The organism is Microbacterium flavum, from assembly GCF_018717645.1.
Lineage (GTDB): Bacteria > Actinomycetota > Actinomycetes > Actinomycetales > Microbacteriaceae > Microbacterium > Microbacterium flavum.
In genome coordinates, this window is the sequence record NZ_JAFLHG010000002.1 from 272350 (window position 1) to 289137 (window position 16788).

A 16788-nucleotide genomic window follows, 5' to 3' on the forward strand; every position below is an offset into this window, starting at 1 on the left:
ATGGCGAACGCCCTCCCGTACAAGCCGAAGCCGGGGGAGATCCCCACGCAGCCGGGCGTGTACCGCTTCCGCGACGACGCGGGGCGCGTGCTCTACGTCGGCAAGGCGAAGAACCTGCGCGCGCGGCTGTCGAACTACTTCGCCCCCCTCCACACCCTGCACGAGCGCACCCGGCGGATGGTGACGACGGCGACGAGCGTCGAGTGGACCGTCGTCGGCAGCGACGTCGAGTCGTTGCAGCTCGAGTACATGTGGATCCAGGAGTTCTCGCCGCCGTTCAACGTGCGGTACAAGGACGACAAGTCCTACCCCTACATGGCGATCACCCTGGCCGACGAGGCGCCACGCGTCATCGTGACACGGAACCGCAGGATCCCCGGTGCGCGCTACTTCGGGCCGTATCCCAAGATCTGGGCGGTGCACGACACGATCGACCTGATGATCAAGGTCTTCCCGATCCGTACCTGCTCGGACGCCTCCTACAAGAAGGCGATGGCGAGCGGTCGCCCCTGCTTCCCCGGCCAGATCGGCCGGTGCGGGGGCCCCTGCTCGATGAAGGTCACCGTCGAGGAGCATCGCGCGATCGTCGACGACTTCGTCGCGTTCATGGCGGGCGGCGACGCGCGCTTCACGCGCGAGCTCACGGCGCGCATGCGCGAGGCATCCGCGGCGAGGGACTACGAGTCCGCCGCCCTCTACCGCGACCGTCTGCACGCGATCGACGCCGTCCTCAGCCGCAGCGCGCTCGTCCTCGCCGACGACACCGACGCCGACCTCTTCGGGATCGCCGAGGACGAGCTCTCCGCGGCGGTTCAGCACTTCGTCGTGCGCGGGGGGCGTGTCCGCGGTGTCCGCGCGACGACGATCGACAAGGAGCTCGACATCTCCGGGGCGGACCTCGTGGATCAGGTCCTGCAGCGCACGTACGGCGCCGCCAGCCCCGGGGAGATCCCGCGCCAGGTGCTCGTCCCCACCCTCCCCGACGATGCCGCCGATCTCGAGGAGTGGCTGCAGGAGCGGCGCGGCAAGCGCGTCACCCTCCAGGTCGCCCAGCGCGGCCGCAAGGCCGACCTCCTGCGCACCGCGACGCTCAACGCCCAGCAGGCGCTCATGCTCCACAAGACCCGACGCACCTCGGACTACACGGCGCGGACGAAGGCCCTGACCGACCTCCAGCTGGCGCTGGGGATGGACGAGGCGCCGCTGCGGATCGAGTGCTACGACGTCTCCCACCTGTCCGGGACGAATGTCGTCGCCTCGATGGTCGTCTTCGAGGACGGGCTGCCGCGCAAGGACCAGTACCGCTCGTTCGGCGTTCCCGAGACGACCGATGACACGGACTCGCTGTACCAGGTGCTGACCCGCAGACTCGCCCATGTGGACCGCGATGAGGCGGCGGCGGAGGCGGAGGCTGCTGCCGAGCATGCGGTACAGGAGATCGCGGCCGACGCCCCGGTCGTGATGGAGCGCAAGCGGCCCCGCTTCGCCTACCGTCCCCAGCTCCTCGTCGTCGACGGCGGCGCTCCGCAGGTCGCCGCGGCCGCGCGGGCGCTGGAGGATGCCGGTCATACCGAGATCGCCCTGTGCGGCATTGCGAAGCGGCTCGAGGAGATCTGGCTGCCGGGGGAGGAGTACCCCGTCATCCTGCCGCGCACCTCCGAAGCGCTGTACCTGCTGCAGCGCCTGCGCGATGAGGCGCACCGATTCGCGATCACGCACCAGCGCACGCGCCGTAAGCGCGACATCTCGACCGTGCTGTCCGAGGTGCCCGGCCTCGGCGATGCGCGGATCAAGGCGCTGCTGAAGCACTTCGGCTCGGTCGCGGCGCTCAGTCGCGCGAGCGCCGAGGAGATCACGGGGCTTCCCGGCATCGGCCCCAAGCTGGCGGCCGCGATCGAGCAGCGTCTCGCTCGACGCTGAGCAGCGGCGGGAAGCCTCAGGTCGGACGCCGCGGGTCGGGCGCCCCGGCCCGAACAGGCGGGCGGACGAGTCGATAGGCTGGGGGAGACCCCTGGGAGGACACGTGGCAGACGCCGAGCCCGCCGGCCAGATCCTGATCGTCACCGGCATGTCCGGCGCAGGTCGGACGACGGCGGCCAACGCGCTCGAAGACCTCGACTGGTACGTCGTGGACAACCTTCCGCCCCAGATGCTGCGTCCGCTCGTCGACCTGTCGCAGCTCGCGGGCGGCGCGCTGCCGAAGATCGCCGCCGTCGTCGACGTCCGCGGACGCGATCTCTTCCGCGAGCTGCCCGCCGTGGCGAGCGCCCTGCGCACGGCCCGCGACGCGCGCGTGCTCTTCCTGGATGCCTCCGATGAGGTGCTCGTCCGCCGCTTCGAGTCGGTGCGGCGGCCGCATCCGCTGCAAGGGGATGGGACGATCCTCGACGGCATCCGCCGCGAGCGCGAGCGGCTGGCCGTCATCCGCGAGAGCGCCGACGTCCTCATCGACACCAGCACGCTCAACATCCATCAGCTCGCCACTCGCGTCGTCGACATGTTCAGCGAGGAGGGGGAGGCGCGGCACACCGTCACGGTGATGAGCTTCGGCTTCAAGTACGGGCTGCCCACCGATGTCGATCTCGTCGCCGACATGCGATTCCTGCCGAACCCGTTCTGGATCCCCGAACTCAAGGGCATGACCGGCGAGGAGGAGCCGGTGCGCGAGTTCGTGCTCGCGCAGACGGGAGCGCGCGAATTCATCGATGCCTACGCCGCCGCACTGCACCCCGTGCTCGAGGGGTATCAGCGGGAGAACAAGCGTCACTCGGTGGTCGCGGTCGGCTGCACCGGCGGAAAGCACCGGTCGGTCGTGACTGCGATCGAACTGGCCGGACGCCTGGCGGAGGTGCCCGGTGTCGCGGTGCGAGTGAAGCACCGCGACCTCGGACGCGAGTAGGCTGGTCCTTTGTCCCCGCACCGAAACATCGAAGGATAGCCGTGTCACCAACCGCCGACGTGAAGACCGAGCTGGCCGGGGTCAGGGACCCTCGACCCACGGCTCGCGTGGCGGAATTGACCGCGATCCTGCGCTTCTCCGGCGGCCTGCACCAGATCGCCGGTCGCGTCGCGGTCGAGGCCGAGCTGGAATCCGACCTCCTCGCGCGGCGCGTCGCGCGCGACATCATGGAGCTGTACGGCGTCCGCCCCGAGCTGCACCGCGTCCAGGCATCCGGCGGCCGCACGGGAGGCACGTTCGCCGTCCGGGTGATCGAGGGCGGCGAGACCCTCGCGCGGCAGACCGGGCTCCTCGACCAGCGCCGCCGGCCTGTGCGCGGGCTCCCGAACAAGCTCACGACCGGCGCCCGACCCGACCTCGCCGCCATCTGGCGCGGTGCGTTCCTGGCGGCGGGGTCGCTCTCCGACCCGGGGCGCTCGGCGGCCCTCGAGATCGCGTGCCCCTCCGGTGAGGCGGCGATGGCTCTCGTCGGTGCGGCGCACCGGCTGGGCATCGCCGCGAAGGCGCGCGAGGTCCGCGGCATCCCGCGCGTCGTCGTGCGCGACGGTGACGCGATCCGGGTGGCGCTGTCGGAGATGGGCGCCGTCCGGACGGCCTCCGCGTGGGAGGAGATGCGTCAGCGACGAGAGGTGCGCGCCGGCGTCAACAGACTCGTCAACTTCGACGACGCCAACCTGCGTCGGTCCGCGCAGGCAGCGGTCGCCGCCTGCGCCCGCGTCGAGCGCGCCCTGGAGATCCTCGGCGACGAGGTCCCCGACCACCTCAAGGAGGCGGGGGAGCTGCGCCTCGCGCACCGTGACGCAAGCCTGGACGAGCTCGGCCACCATGCGGACCCGCCGCTGACGAAGGACGCCGTCGCGGGCCGCATCCGCCGACTGCTCGCCATGGCCGACAAGAAGGCGACCACCGACGGCATCCCCGGCACCGAATCCGCCGTCCCCGAGGGCTTCGAGGACTGAGTCGCCCGTCGCATGCCGACGCAGGCGGGAACAACCCCCTGACGCGCGCGTTGCACGTCAATAGGATGAGACTCGTCCCCTCGCCGCGCCCGGTGCGCGGCGCGAACAGGAAGAAGAGAACATGGCGAAGTACACACTCCCCGACCTCCCGTACGACTTCTCGGCCCTCGAGCCGCACATCAGCGGCAAGATCATGGAGCTGCACCACGACAAGCACCACCAGGCGTACGTGACGGGCGCGAACACCGCGCTCGAGCAGCTGGCCGAAGCGCGCGAGTCGGGCAACCTGGCCAACGTGAACAAGCTCGAGAAGGATCTGGCGTTCAACCTCGGCGGCCACGTCAACCACTCCATCTTCTGGACGAACCTGGCCCCCGCGAACGACGGCGGCGGCGGAGCGCCCGAGGGCGAGCTGGCCTCGGCGATCGACGAGTTCTTCGGCGGGTTCGACAAGTTCCAGGCCCACTTCACCGCAGCGGCGACCGGCATCCAGGGCTCCGGGTGGGCGGTGCTCAGCTGGGACCCGATCGGCGAGCAGCTGATCATCCAGCAGCTGTTCGACCAGCAGTCGAACACGGCCCAGGGAACGGTCCCGATCTTCCAGCTCGACATGTGGGAGCACGCCTTCTACCTCGACTACCTCAACGTCAAGGCCGACTACGTCAAGGCCGTCTGGAACATCGCCAATTGGGGCAACGTCGCGCAGCGCTTTTCGACGGCGCGCGAGAAGACGGCGGGCCTGCTCTAGTAGTAGGGTCGTGACCAGGTGAGGATGCCGGGTCCTACCCGGCGACGGGGAGACCCGGCATCCTCTTCTCATTCCAACGGATCGCGATCAGGTGCGCCGGATCAGGCGTCGCCGACGTGACAAGAACCGGGAGACAACGTGTCTGTCAAGATCGGAATCAACGGCTTCGGCCGTATCGGACGTAACTTCCTCCGCGCAGCTCTGGAGCAGGGTGCGGACCTCGACATCGTGGCGGTGAACGACCTCACCGACAACAAGACCCTCGCGCACCTCCTCAAGTACGACTCCGTCGGCGGGCGCCTGAACGCGGACGTCTCGTACGACGCCGACTCCATCACCGTCAACGGCAAGTCCATCAAGGTCTTCGAAGAGCGCGATCCCGCCAACCTCCCGTGGGGTGACCTCGGCGTCGACATCGTCATCGAGTCGACCGGCCGCTTCACCAAGGGCGCGGATGCCGGCAAGCACCTCGCGGGCGGCGCGAAGAAGGTCATCATCTCGGCTCCCGGCACCGATGTCGACGGCACGTTCGTCGTCGGCGTGAACGACGAGTCGTACGACTCGGCGACGATGAACATCATCTCGAACGCGTCGTGCACCACCAACTGCCTCGCGCCCCTGGCCAAGGTCTTCAACGACGCGTTCGGCATCGAGCGCGGCTTCATGATGACGGCGCACGCCTACACGGCCGACCAGAACCTGCAGGACGGCCCGCACAGTGACCTGCACCGCGCACGCGCCGCCGCTCTGAACATCGTCCCCGCCTCGACCGGTGCCGCGAAGGCCATCGGCCTCGTGCTGCCCGAGCTCAACGGCAAGCTGAGCGGCTCGTCCTACCGCGTGCCGATCCCCACGGGCTCGATCGTCGACCTGACGATCATCACCCCCACCGAGGGTCTGACCGTCGAGACGATCAACGCCGCGTACGAGAAGGCGGCGTCGGAGGGTGAGCTCGTCGGCTACCTGAAGTACAACACCGACGCGATCGTCTCGACCGACATCGTCCACGACCCGCACTCGTCGATCTTCGACGCCGGTCAGACGAACGTCTCCGGCAACCTCGTGAAGGTGTCGGCCTGGTACGACAACGAGTGGGGCTACTCCAACCGCCTCGTCGACCTCGCCGAGCTCGTCGCCGAAAAGCTCTGAGGTTTCCCCATGGCTCTGCGCACCCTCGATTCCCTGGGTTCGCTGGCCGGTAAGCGTGTCATCGTCCGTGTTGACTTCAACGTCCCTCTGAAAGAGGGCGTCATCACGGACGATGGCCGTATCCGGGCGGCTCTTCCCACCCTCAACCACCTGATCAACCAGGGCGCACGCGTCATCGCGTGCTCGCACCTGGGGCGCCCCGACGGCGCACCTGACGCGAAGTACAGCCTCGAGCCGGTCGCGCAGCGACTGTCCGAGCTCCTCGGCAAGCCCGTCGCCTTCGCCAAGGACACGGTCGGCGAGTCCGCTCAGGGCGCCGCCGCCGCCCTCGAGGACGGGGACGTCGCCGTGATCGAGAACCTCCGGTTCAACCCGGGCGAGACGGCGAAGGATGCCGGTGAGCGCGCCGCGTTCGCGGAGCAGCTCGCCGCTCTCGGCGACGTGCTCGTGTCCGACGGCTTCGGCGTCGTGCATCGCAAGCAGGCCTCCGTGTACGAGCTCGCCGAGCTCCTGCCCTCGGCCGCGGGCTTCCTCATCGAGAAGGAGGTCGATGTCCTCGACCGCCTCACGGAGAATCCCGAGCGCCCGTACGCGGTCGTCCTCGGCGGCTCGAAGGTCAGCGACAAGCTCGGCGTGATCGAGCACCTTCTTCCGCGCGCGGACAAGATCCTCGTCGGCGGCGGCATGCTCTTCACCTTCCTCGCGGCACAGGGGTTGAAGGTGGGCAAGAGCCTGCTCGAGGCCGACCAGATCGACACGGTCAAGGGGTACATGGCGACAGCCGCCGAACGCGGCGTCGAGCTGATCCTGCCGGTGGACGCGGTCATGGCATCCGGGTTCGCGGCGGATGCCGACCACGTGGTCGCTGCTGCCGACGCGCTGGAGGAGACCCCCTTCGGTGCCGACGGGATGGGCCTGGACATCGGGCCGGAGACGGCGAGGATCTTCGCCGACGCGATCCGCAGCTCGAAGACGGTGTTCTGGAACGGCCCGATGGGCGTGTTCGAGATGGCCGCTTTCGCCGCGGGCACGAAGACCGTCGCACAGGCGCTCACCGAGGTCGACGGCCTGTCGGTCGTCGGCGGCGGCGACTCCGCCGCGGCCGTGCGTCAACTCGGCTTCGCCGACGACCAGTTCGGTCACATCTCGACCGGCGGCGGCGCGAGCCTGGAATTCCTCGAGGGCAAGAAGCTCCCGGGCCTGGAGATCCTCGGATGGGAGAGCTGATGGCGCGCACACCGCTCATCGCCGGAAACTGGAAGATGAACCTCGACCACCTGCAGGCGGTCGCATTCATCCAGAAGCTGCACTGGACGCTGAAGGACGCCGGCCACGAGAACGACACGGTCGAGGTCGCGGTGTTCCCGCCCTTCACCGACATCCGCACCGTGCAGACGCTCATCGACGCCGACAAGATCCCGTTCGCCCTCGGCGCGCAGGACCTGTCGACGCACGATTCGGGTGCGTACACGGGAGAGATCTCGGGAGCGTTCCTCTCGAAGCTCGCGTGCGGCTACGTCATCATCGGGCACTCCGAGCGACGCGACTACCACCACGAGACGGACGAGGTCGTCGCCGCGAAGGTCCAGGCCGCGCTGCGCCATGGCCTCGTGCCGGTCATCTGCGTGGGGGAGACGCTCGAGCAGCGCGAGGAGTCCGGTCCGACCGCCGTGTCGGTGGGGCAGCTGGAGGTCGCGCTGGAAGGCGTGCCGGCCGATGCCGACGTCGTCGTCGCGTACGAGCCGGTCTGGGCGATCGGGACGGGCCAGGTCGCCTCGCCCGAGCAGGCTCAGGAGGTCTGCGGGGCTCTCCGCCAGGTCGTCGCCGACAAGCTCGGTGCCGATGCGGCCGCCCGCACCCGGATCCTCTACGGCGGATCCGTGAAGTCCGGCAACATCGCGAGCTTCATGCGCGAACCCGACGTCGACGGGGCCCTCGTCGGCGGGGCGAGCCTCGTCGCGGACGAGTTCGCCGCGATCATCCGCTACCAGAAGCACGTCGGGGTCTGACCCTCGACCCTCGGCAGGCCCTGGGGACCAGCCGGTCCCCGGGCTTGTCGAGGGGCCCCCGTCGCGCGGACCGGTATACTCGACCCTTGTGCGCCCTGAGGTGGCGCCGCGAAAGGCATCTTCGACTGTGGACATCCTCGAGTTCGTGCTGCAGGTCCTGCTGGGCATCACCAGCCTCCTGCTGACTCTCCTGATCCTGCTGCACAAAGGACGTGGAGGTGGCCTGTCCGACATGTTCGGCGGCGGCATGAGCTCTGCGATGGGCTCCTCGGGCCTCGCCGAACGCAACCTGAACCGCTTCACCGTCGTCCTCGCGCTCGTCTGGTTCGTCGCCATCGTCGCGCTGGGACTCATCACGAAATTCCAGGGGATCTGATGGCTACCGGAGGAAACGCGATCCGCGGCACCCGAGTCGGTGCCGGCCCCATGGGTGAGCAGGACCACGGTCACCACGCCGATCGGGTCGCCGTCTCGTACTGGGATGCCCTCGGCAATGAGACCGTGCGGTACTTCGCCGCCGGCATCGCGGACGAGGAGATCCCCGAGGTCATCGACTCGCCGCACTCGGGCCTTCCGGCCGGGCGCGACAAGGAGAACCCTCCGGCACTCGCGAAGACCGAGCCCTACAAGACGCACCTGGCGTACGTCAAGGAACGCCGCACCGAGGAAGAGGCCGATGCCCTCCTCGACGATGCGCTGCATCAGCTGCGCGAACGCCGCGGCCAGGCCTGACGCCGGAAGCCGCCGAATCGCGGCGGCTCAGAACTCCTGGTCGATGAGCTCCGGCGGGACGTTCGTCGCGGCATCCCGATCGACGAAGAACAGGGTCCGCCGACGTCCCTTCGCGCCGGCTGCCGGCACCGTCTCGTAGCTCGCGCCGGCGAGCGCCAGCCCCAGCGCGGAGGCCTTGTCGACGCCGGAGAGCACCAGCCAGACGCAGCGTGCCGAATTCAGCACGGGGCGCGTCAGGCTGAGCCGATCGGCGGGCGGCTTGGGAGCGTCGTGGACGGCGACGACCGAGCGGTCGGTGACCTGGATCTCGGCCCGATCGGGGAAGAGCGAGGCGATGTGCCCATCCGGCCCGACGCCGAGGAAGCACAGGTAGAACGCCGGCCACGCGCGATCATCGTCTCCGAAGCGCGCGAGCTCGGCCGCATACTGCATCGCCGCCTCGTCCATGTCGGCGGCGTCGTCCGTCGTCGCCATCGAGTGCACGTTCGCCGCCGGGATGTCGATGTGGTCGATCAGCGCACGACGCGCTCCGACGTCATTGCGCTCCTCGTGCCCCGCCGGAAGGAAGCGCTCGTCGCCCCACCACAGGTGCACGGTGGACCAGTCCACCTCGGACCGGCGCGGGTGCTCGCCGGCGGCGCGGAGGACCTCGGTCCCGATCGCGCCACCCGTGAGGACCAGATGCGAGGTCTTGCCGGCGGTGGACCGTCGGATCAGCCGGACGAGCAGCCGCTCCGCGACATCGGATGCCAGGACATCGGCGTCACCGCTGATGACCACCCGCTTCTCGGTCCACAACTGCGCCATCGGAGCTCCTATGCCTCGGGACGTACGTCTGGCTGTGCATCGCGCCCGAGGTGCTCGGGAGGTCCGATGAGGGCCCAGCCGTCCGTGATGACTCGACCATACAGGAGGTCGGGATCGAGGCGTCGGAGCTCCTCGGCGAGGCATTCCCGCAGCGTCCGGCGCGGCAGGACGATGTCGTGCGAGGGCTGTCCGGGCTGCGTGAGCGTCGCGTCGATGTCGTTGCTGCGCTCGAGGAGGATGTCTCCGGAGGGACGCACGAGACGCACCGACTGGATGCCGTGATCCCACTCGTCGGGGTCGGCGTAGCGCCACACGACGGGGACCTCGAGCTTCAGTCGCAGCCACGCGGCGAGGAGCCCCGTCGAGGGGGAACTGCCCGCGCCGATCACCTCGGCGGCCGTCACCGGCTCGTACGGCGGCTGGTCGAGCACGGCGGCGAGCTGCTCGCGCCAGTGCGTCAGGCGCGTCCAGGCAAGGTCCGTGTCTCCGGGGGCGTAGGTCCGCCCGAGCTGCGAGAGCCGGTCCTTCGCGAACGGCTTCGTCGAGGCATCCGTGATGCGTCGCTGCGCCATCCGACCGACGTCGGAGGACGACGGCACCTCCGGCGGGTAGTCCGGCCACCAGGCCACCACGGGCGCGTCGGGCAGCAGGAGGCCGGTGATGAGCCCCTCCTGGTTCGCGGCCGCGGCGCCATGCGCGCGGAGGACGACGACCTCGCTCGCGCCGGCGTCGCCGCCCACGCGGATCTGCGCGTCGAGCTTCGCGTCGCCTTCGGCGCTGGTGATCAGCACGATGACGCGCATCGGATGCTCGCGCGACGCGTCGTTCGCGGCCTCGATGGCCTCCTCCTGCAGACCGTGGGTCGTCACGATGACGAGGGTCAGCACACGCCCCAGGGCGACCGCGCCGCCCTCCTCCCGCACGCTCACCAGGGAGCGGGCGATCTTCGAGACGGTGGTGTCGGGCAGATCGACGATCACGGGCGCCTCCAGACGCGGCCGTCACGGGCCAGGAGCTCATCGGCGGACGGGGGTCCCCAGGATCCCGGGGAGTACTGCTCGAGGGGCCCGCCCTCGTTCGCCCAGTATTCCTCGACCGGGTCGAGGATCTTCCAGGACAACTCGACCTCCTCGTGCCGCGGGAACAGCGGCGGGTCGCCGAGCAGCACGTCGAGGATGAGGCGCTCGTACGCCTCGGGGCTCGATTCGGTGAACGCGTGGCCGTAGCCGAAGTCCATCGTGACGTCGCGGACCTCGTTGCCGGCGCCGGGAACCTTCGAGCCGAATCGGATCGTGACGCCCTCGTCCGGCTGCACCCGGATCACGAGAGCGTTCTGGCCGAGCTCGAGCGTCTGGTTGCGCTGGAAGAGCAGCTGCGGCGCGCGCTTGAACACGACGGCGATCTCGGTGACGCGGCGGCCCAGGCGCTTGCCGGTGCGCAGGTAGAACGGGACCCCGGCCCAGCGGCGGGTGGCGATCTCCAGCTTGACGGCGGCGTACGTCTCCGTCGTCGAACGGGGATTCATGCCGTCCTCCTCGAGGAAGGCCGTCACCTCTTCGCCGCCCTGCCAGCCGCCCCCGTACTGCCCGCGGGCGGTCGCCGTCGCGAGGTCTGCGGGCAGGCGCACCGCGGCGAGGACCTTCTCCTTCTCGGCGCGCAGGTCGGTGGCCGACATCGAGATCGGCTCCTCCATGGCGGTGAGAGCGAGCAGCTGCAGCAGGTGGTTCTGGATGACGTCGCGCGCCGCGCCGATGCCGTCGTAGTACCCGGCACGTCCGCCGACGCCGATGTCCTCGGCCATCGTGATCTGCACGTGGTCGACGTAGTTGGCGTTCCAGATCGGCTCGTACAGCTCATTGGCGAAGCGCAGGGCGAGGATGTTCTGGACCGTCTCCTTGCCGAGATAGTGGTCGATCCGGAAGATCGAGTCGGCCGGGAATGCGACCTCGAGCGCGGCATTGAGCTCACGCGCGGTCTGCAGGTCCGATCCGAACGGCTTCTCGATGACCACGCGACGCCAGGCGTCGGGATTGTTCGACTTGTCGTCGACGAGCCCCGACTCCTTCAGCTGCTTCGCGACGATCGGGAAGTCCCGCGGGGGGATCGAGAGGTAGAACGCGTGGTTCCCCATCGTCCCGCGCTCGACGTCGAGCTTCTCGACGGTCTCGCGAAGACGTCGGAAGGCGTCGGGGTCGCCGAACTCGCCCGAGACGAAGCGGATCCCTTGCAGGAGCTGCTTCCACGTCTCCTCGCGGAACGGGGTCCGCGCGTACTGGCGGACGGCGTCGTGGACGACGTTGGCGAAGTCCTGATCCTCCCAGTCGCGCCGGGCGAACCCGACGAGGGCGAAGCCCGGCGGCAGGAGCCCGCGATTGGCGAGGTCGTACACGGCGGGCATGAGCTTCTTGCGCGACAGGTCTCCCGTCACGCCGAAGATCACGAGGGCGCTCGGCCCCGCGATGCGGTTCAGGCGGCGGTCATCGGGGTCGCGCAGGGGGTTGTGCCCCCGCGACATCTCCACGGTCATCGAAGGGGACTCCTACTGCGCTGCTTCGAACAGCGCGAGCACGTCGGTCTGGGGATCGGTCAGGGTGAGGGTCACGACGGGGCGGTCGTGCGCGACGAGCACGGAGGCGTCACCGGCCGCCTGTGCGCTGATGAGCTGACCGAAGGTGAACGGACGCCCGGGGATCTCAAGGTCGACCTCACCCGATCCGAGGATCTGGAGGAAGACGCCCTGCGCCGGGCCGCCCTTGTGGTACTGGCCGGTCGAGTGCAGGAACCGCGGACCCCACCCGAAGGTCGTGGGGCGGCCGCTGTCCGCCGCGACCAGCTCGCGCAGACCCTGGAGCTGCGGAACGGCGACGCGGTCCACATACGCCTGGATCGCGACATAGCCGTCCGGTCCGAGACGCGCCCAGAGCGCGTCGAGGACGCCCGCGAGCGTGCCGGAGGCGGCGAGAGCGTCGTCGGAGACGCGCACCTCGACGTCGCCGTCGACGAAGGCGGGGGAGCCCACCTCCGGCCGTGCCTCCAGGAGGCCGCGCGTGGCCGTCTTGGCCGACTCGACGTCGGGCTGATCGAACGGGTCGATCCCGAGGATGCGTCCCGCGATCGCTGTCGCGTATTCCCAGACGACGAACTGCGCACCGAGCGACCCGCTGATGAGGATCTCGTCGGGGTACTGCTCGAGGATGCGGAAGTGGACGGCGTCGTCGACGAGACGGAGGATCTGCAGATCCGCCGGGGTCTGATCGACTTCGGGGGAGACGGGCAGCAGGACGACAGGCAGGATGCCGGTGCCCTGCTTGCCGGTCGACTCCGCGATCAGCTGTTCGATCCAGTCGGGGAGGCCCACGATGTGGGTGCCGTCGGAGACGAGGCCGAGCTTGTCGCGGCGCGGGATCTCCGCCGTGCTGCCGGCGATCGCGGCCGCCAGGACCAGCGCGGGGTTCCGCGGGTCATCGATCGCGACCTCGAGCAGTGTCGCCTCGGCCTCGTCGAGCAGTTCGGTGAGGTCGACGCCGGCGAGCCCGGACGGCACGAGCCCGAACGCGGTCAGCGCCGAGTATCGGCCGCCGACGGTGGGGTCCGCGGTGAAGACGCGGTAGCCGGCCTCGCGGGCTGACGCCTCGAGCGGCGAGCCCGGGTCGGTCACCACGACGATCCGCTCCGCCGGGTCGATGCCGAGGTCGCGCCAGGCAGCTTCGAAGGCGCGGCGTGCGGAATCGGTCTCCACGGTCGACCCCGACTTGGAGGAGACGACCAAGACCGTCTCAGCCAGGCCGCCGCTCTCGCTGTCGCCGTCGATCGCTGCGAGCACCTGGCCGGGCGCCGTGGCATCGAGGACGACCAGCGGAACCCCGGCGGTGGCCGCGATCACCTCGGGCGCGAGCGACGATCCGCCCATGCCGGCGAGAACGATCCGGGTCAGACCGCGCTCGACCAGATCGGCGCGAAGCGCCTCGATCTCGGGGACCAGCGGACGAGAGACGGTGACCGCGTCGACCCAGCCGAGCCGGCGCGCGGCCTCGTCTGCGGCATCCGGCCCCCACAGGTCGGCATCGCCGGCCGTGATCCCGCTCGCGATGAGCGAGTCGACGAGGGTGGGCAGGGTCGCCTCGACGACCTCCTTCACGCGCCCCGAGACGTGGATCTCGAAGCTCACCGCGCGTTCTCCGGAGCGGCGGCGAGGGCGGCGGAGACGGTCGACTTCAGGTCCTGCCAGGACGCGATGAACTTCTCGACACCCTCGTCCTCGAGCAGCTGGGTGACATCGGCGACGTCCACGCCCACGGAGGCGAGCTCGTCGAACACGCGGTGCGCGTCGGCGTACTGACCGGTGATGGTGTCGCCGGTGATGACGCCGTGGTCGAAGGTCGCCTGGAGGGTCTTCTCCGGCATGGTGTTGACCGTGCCGGGGGCGACGAGCTCGGTGACGTAGAGGGTGTCGGGGAGTGCCGGGTCCTTGACGCCGGTGGACGCCCACAGCGGACGCTGCACGTTCGCGCCGGCGGCGGTCAGCTGGCGCGCGCGGTCCTCGCCGAAGCGCTTCTCGAACAGCTCGTAGGCCAGACGGGCGTTCGCCAGGCCCGCCTTCGAGCGGAGGGCGGCGGCAGCGTCCGTGCCGATGGCGTTCAGGCGCTTGTCGACCTCGGTGTCCACGCGAGAGACGAAGAACGATGCCACCGAGTGGATGCCGGAGAGGTCGTGCCCGTTCTCCTTCGCCTGCTCGAGGCCGGAGAGGTACGCGTCGATGACCGCGTCGTAGCGCTCGAGGGAGAAGATCAGCGTCACGTTGACCGAGATGCCCGCGGCGATCGTCGCCGTGATGGCGGGCAGGCCCGCCTTCGTCGCAGGGATCTTGATGAGGGCGTTGGGGCGGTCGACCTTCGCCCACAGCTGCTGCGCCTCGGCGATGGTCCCGTCGGTGTCATGAGCGAGGTCGGGGGAGACCTCGATCGAGACCCGGCCGTCCACGCCGCCCGTGGCGTCATAGACGGGGCGGAAGATGTCGGCGGCATCCCGGACGTCGGTCGTCGTGATCTCGAAGATCGCCTCGTCGGCGGACACGCCGCGCGCGGCGAGCGCCGCGAGGGGAGCGTCGTACGAGTCGTCCTCCGTGTTGCCGATCGCGGCCTGGAAGATCGACGGGTTCGTCGTCACACCCGAGATGTCGCGGGTCTGGATGAGCTGCGCGAGGTTGCCGGAGTCGATGCGCCCCCGGCTCAGGTCGTCGAGCCAGATGCTGACGCCGGCGGCGGCCAGCTCCTGCGTGGGCGTGCTCATGAGTTCTCCTTGACGGTTGCGCGCGCCGCTTCCACGACGTGGTCGGCGGTGATGCCGAACTTCTCGAACAGGGTCTTGTAGTCGGCGGAGGCGCCGAAGTGGTCGATGCCGACCGTGCGGCCGGTGTCGCCGACCACGCTGCGCCACAGCGGCGTCGATCCGGCTTCGACCGACACGCGGGCCTTCACTGCGGCCGGGAGGACGCTCTCGCGGTACGCGTCATCCTGCTCGGCGAACCATTCGAGCGACGGGGCCGACACGACGCGGGCGCGGATGCCCTCCGCCGCGAGCGTCTCGCGCGCCTGGACGGCGAGCTGGACCTCGGAGCCGGTGGCGATGAGCACGACATCGGGCGCGCCGCCGTCCGCGTCGACGAGCACGTAGGCGCCCTTGGCGACCCCGTCCGTCGTCGCGAAGCCGTCCTCGCCGCGGGGGAACACCGGGATGTTCTGGCGGGTGAGGGCGATGCCCACGGGGCCTCCCGAGGTGCGGCGAACGATCTCGAGCCAGGCGGCGGAGGTCTCGTTCGCGTCCGCGGGGCGCACCACCGTGAAGTTCGGGATGAGGCGCAGGGTCGACAGCTGCTCGACGGGCTGGTGCGTCGGGCCGTCCTCGCCGAGGGCGACGGAGTCGTGCGTCCACACGAAGATCGACGGGATGTCCATCAGCGCGGCCAGGCGCACCGGCGGCCGCATGTAGTCGCTGAAGATCAGGAACGTGCCGCCGAAGGGGCGGGTCGGGCCGTGGAGCTTGATGCCGTTGACGATCGCGCCCATGGCGTGCTCGCGGATGCCGAAGTGCAGCACACGCCCGTACGGGTCACCCGACCATTCGTGGGTCGACCATTCGGCGGGGATGAAGCTCTTGGCCTCCTTGATGGTCGTCAGGTTCGACTCGGCGAGATCGGCGGATCCGCCCCAGAGCTCGGGGAGCTGCGCGGCGAGCGCGTTGATGACCTGTCCGGAGGCGGCGCGGGTGGAGACATCCTTGCCCGCTGCGAACGAGGGCACCGAGAGATCCTCGGGGAGCTGCCCGGACTCGAGCCGGTCGAGGAGCGCCTTGCGCTCGGGGTTGGCCGACGCCCAGGCGTCGAAGGCCTCCTGCCAGGCGGCGCGCTCCTGCTCGGCCCGCTCACCGAGCTCGCGCGTGTGCGCGATGACGTCGTCCGCCACGTCGAAGGTCTTCTCCGGGTCGAATCCGAGGACCTTCTTGGTGGCGGCGAGCTCGTCGGCGCCGAGGGCGGAGCCGTGGATCTTGCCGGAGTTCTGCTTGCCGGGGCTCGGCCAGCCGATGATCGTCTTCAGGATGATGAGGGACGGCTTGGCGGTCTCTCCCTGAGCCGCCTCGATCGCGGCGTAGAGCTCGGCGACGTCCTCGACGTACTGGCCGGTCTTCTTCCAGTCGACCGTCTGCACCTGCCAGCCGTAGGCCTCGTAGCGCTTGGCGACGTCCTCGGTGAAGGCGACGTTCGTGTCGTCCTCGATCGAGATCTGGTTGGAGTCGTAGATCGCGATGAGGTTGCCGAGCTCCTGGTGGCCGGCGAGGCTCGACGCCTCGCTGGTGACACCCTCCTGGAGGTCGCCGTCACCGGCGATCACATAGACGAAGTGGTCGAAGGGAGAGGTGCCGGCGGCCGCCTCGGGGTCGAAGAGGCCCCGCTCGTAGCGAGCGGCGTAGGCGAAGCCGACGGCGGAGGACAGGCCCTGGCCGAGCGGGCCCGTCGTGATCTCCACACCCTTCGTGTGGCCGTACTCCGGGTGGCCCGGGGTCAGCGACCCCCAGGTCCGGAGCGCCTCGAGATCGGTGAGTTCCAGACCGAAACCGCCGAGGTACAGCTGCACGTACTGGGTGAGCGAAGAATGCCCCGCGGAGAGGATGAAGCGGTCGCGGCCCAGCCAGTGGGTGTCGGCGGGGTCGTGCCGCAGGACCCGCTGATACAGCAGGTATGCCGCGGGCGCGAGGCTCATGGCCGTTCCAGGGTGACCGTTGCCCACCTTCTCCACGGCATCCGCCGCGAGAACTCGGGCGGTGTCCACCGCACGCCGATCGATTTCATCCCAACGCAATTCGGACACGGACCGCCCTTTCGAGAGTGAGGGAGTGCGGCCGAGGCGATGCCCGGCGGCGGCGCCGCTG

Annotated in this window: 15 protein-coding genes; 9 read left to right on the forward strand and 6 right to left on the reverse strand. The window is 69.7% G+C overall.

The genetic code is table 11. The features are described 5' to 3' along the window. The 9 genes from uvrC to J0P97_RS03355 all read left to right on the forward strand — a co-directional run bounded on the left by uvrC (window position 1) and on the right by J0P97_RS03355 (window position 8556). Complete coding sequence (uvrC, locus tag J0P97_RS03315) at window positions 1-1920, forward strand: excinuclease ABC subunit UvrC (protein WP_215486348.1); 1920 nt, start codon at window positions 1-3, stop codon at window positions 1918-1920. A gap of 103 nt (window positions 1921-2023) precedes the next feature. Then, window positions 2024-2899 (forward strand): RNase adapter RapZ, encoded by an 876-nt coding sequence (gene rapZ / locus J0P97_RS03320; RefSeq protein WP_215486349.1) that lies wholly within the window; start codon window positions 2024-2026, stop codon window positions 2897-2899. A 41-nt stretch (window positions 2900-2940) separates the two neighbouring features. Then, window positions 2941-3918, forward strand: coding sequence for a DNA-binding protein WhiA (gene whiA, locus J0P97_RS03325; RefSeq protein ID WP_215486350.1), 978 nt, complete (start codon window positions 2941-2943; stop codon window positions 3916-3918). Window positions 3919-4039: 121 nt separating this feature from the next. Then, window positions 4040-4666 (forward strand): superoxide dismutase, encoded by a 627-nt coding sequence (locus tag J0P97_RS03330; protein WP_215486351.1) that lies wholly within the window; start codon window positions 4040-4042, stop codon window positions 4664-4666. A gap of 138 nt (window positions 4667-4804) precedes the next feature. After that, on the forward strand, window positions 4805-5815 hold the full coding sequence (gap, locus tag J0P97_RS03335) for a type I glyceraldehyde-3-phosphate dehydrogenase (RefSeq protein WP_215486352.1): 1011 nt from the start codon (window positions 4805-4807) through the stop codon (window positions 5813-5815). 9 nt (window positions 5816-5824) lie between these two features. Next, a complete protein-coding gene (locus J0P97_RS03340; RefSeq protein ID WP_215486353.1) occupies window positions 5825-7042 on the forward strand; it encodes a phosphoglycerate kinase in 1218 nt (405 codons plus the stop codon). After that, window positions 7042-7824, forward strand: a complete 783-nt coding sequence (gene tpiA / locus J0P97_RS03345; RefSeq protein WP_246539628.1) for a triose-phosphate isomerase — start codon at window positions 7042-7044, stop codon at window positions 7822-7824. The genes J0P97_RS03340 and tpiA overlap by 1 nt, the downstream gene beginning before the upstream one ends. Window positions 7825-7951: 127 nt before the next feature. Continuing rightward, the gene (gene secG, locus J0P97_RS03350; protein WP_215486355.1) at window positions 7952-8200 is read left to right on the forward strand and encodes a preprotein translocase subunit SecG; all 249 of its coding nucleotides are present in this window, start codon (window positions 7952-7954) and stop codon (window positions 8198-8200) included. After that, entirely contained in the window at window positions 8200-8556 is a 357-nt protein-coding gene (locus tag J0P97_RS03355; protein WP_215486356.1) for an RNA polymerase-binding protein RbpA, read from the forward strand. Before secG ends, J0P97_RS03355 begins: the two co-directional genes overlap by 1 nt. Window positions 8557-8583: 27 nt before the next feature. On the opposite strand, the gene pgl is transcribed toward J0P97_RS03355, so the two are convergent. The 6 genes from pgl to tkt are packed head-to-tail and all read right to left on the reverse strand — an operon-like array spanning window position 8584 to window position 16727. Continuing rightward, window positions 8584-9363: a 6-phosphogluconolactonase gene (gene pgl / locus J0P97_RS03360; RefSeq protein WP_215486357.1), complete on the reverse strand. Its 780-nt coding sequence runs from the start codon at window positions 9361-9363 to the stop codon at window positions 8584-8586. A gap of 8 nt (window positions 9364-9371) precedes the next feature. Next, window positions 9372-10343 carry a glucose-6-phosphate dehydrogenase assembly protein OpcA gene (locus J0P97_RS03365; protein WP_215486358.1) on the reverse strand — a complete coding sequence of 324 codons (972 nt, stop codon included), beginning with the start codon at window positions 10341-10343 and terminating at the stop codon, window positions 9372-9374. After that, window positions 10340-11890 (reverse strand): glucose-6-phosphate dehydrogenase, encoded by a 1551-nt coding sequence (zwf, locus tag J0P97_RS03370; protein WP_215486359.1) that lies wholly within the window; start codon window positions 11888-11890, stop codon window positions 10340-10342. The genes J0P97_RS03365 and zwf overlap by 4 nt, the downstream gene beginning before the upstream one ends. Before the next feature lie 12 nt (window positions 11891-11902). Beyond that, on the reverse strand, window positions 11903-13531 hold the full coding sequence (locus tag J0P97_RS03375; protein WP_215486360.1) for a glucose-6-phosphate isomerase: 1629 nt from the start codon (window positions 13529-13531) through the stop codon (window positions 11903-11905). Beyond that, window positions 13528-14652, reverse strand: coding sequence for a transaldolase (tal, locus tag J0P97_RS03380; RefSeq protein ID WP_215486361.1), 1125 nt, complete (start codon window positions 14650-14652; stop codon window positions 13528-13530). Before tal ends, J0P97_RS03375 begins: the two co-directional genes overlap by 4 nt. Next, window positions 14649-16727, reverse strand: a complete 2079-nt coding sequence (gene tkt, locus J0P97_RS03385) for a transketolase (protein ID WP_215486362.1) — start codon at window positions 16725-16727, stop codon at window positions 14649-14651. The genes tal and tkt overlap by 4 nt, the downstream gene beginning before the upstream one ends. Window positions 16728-16788: the final 61 nt, after the last annotated feature.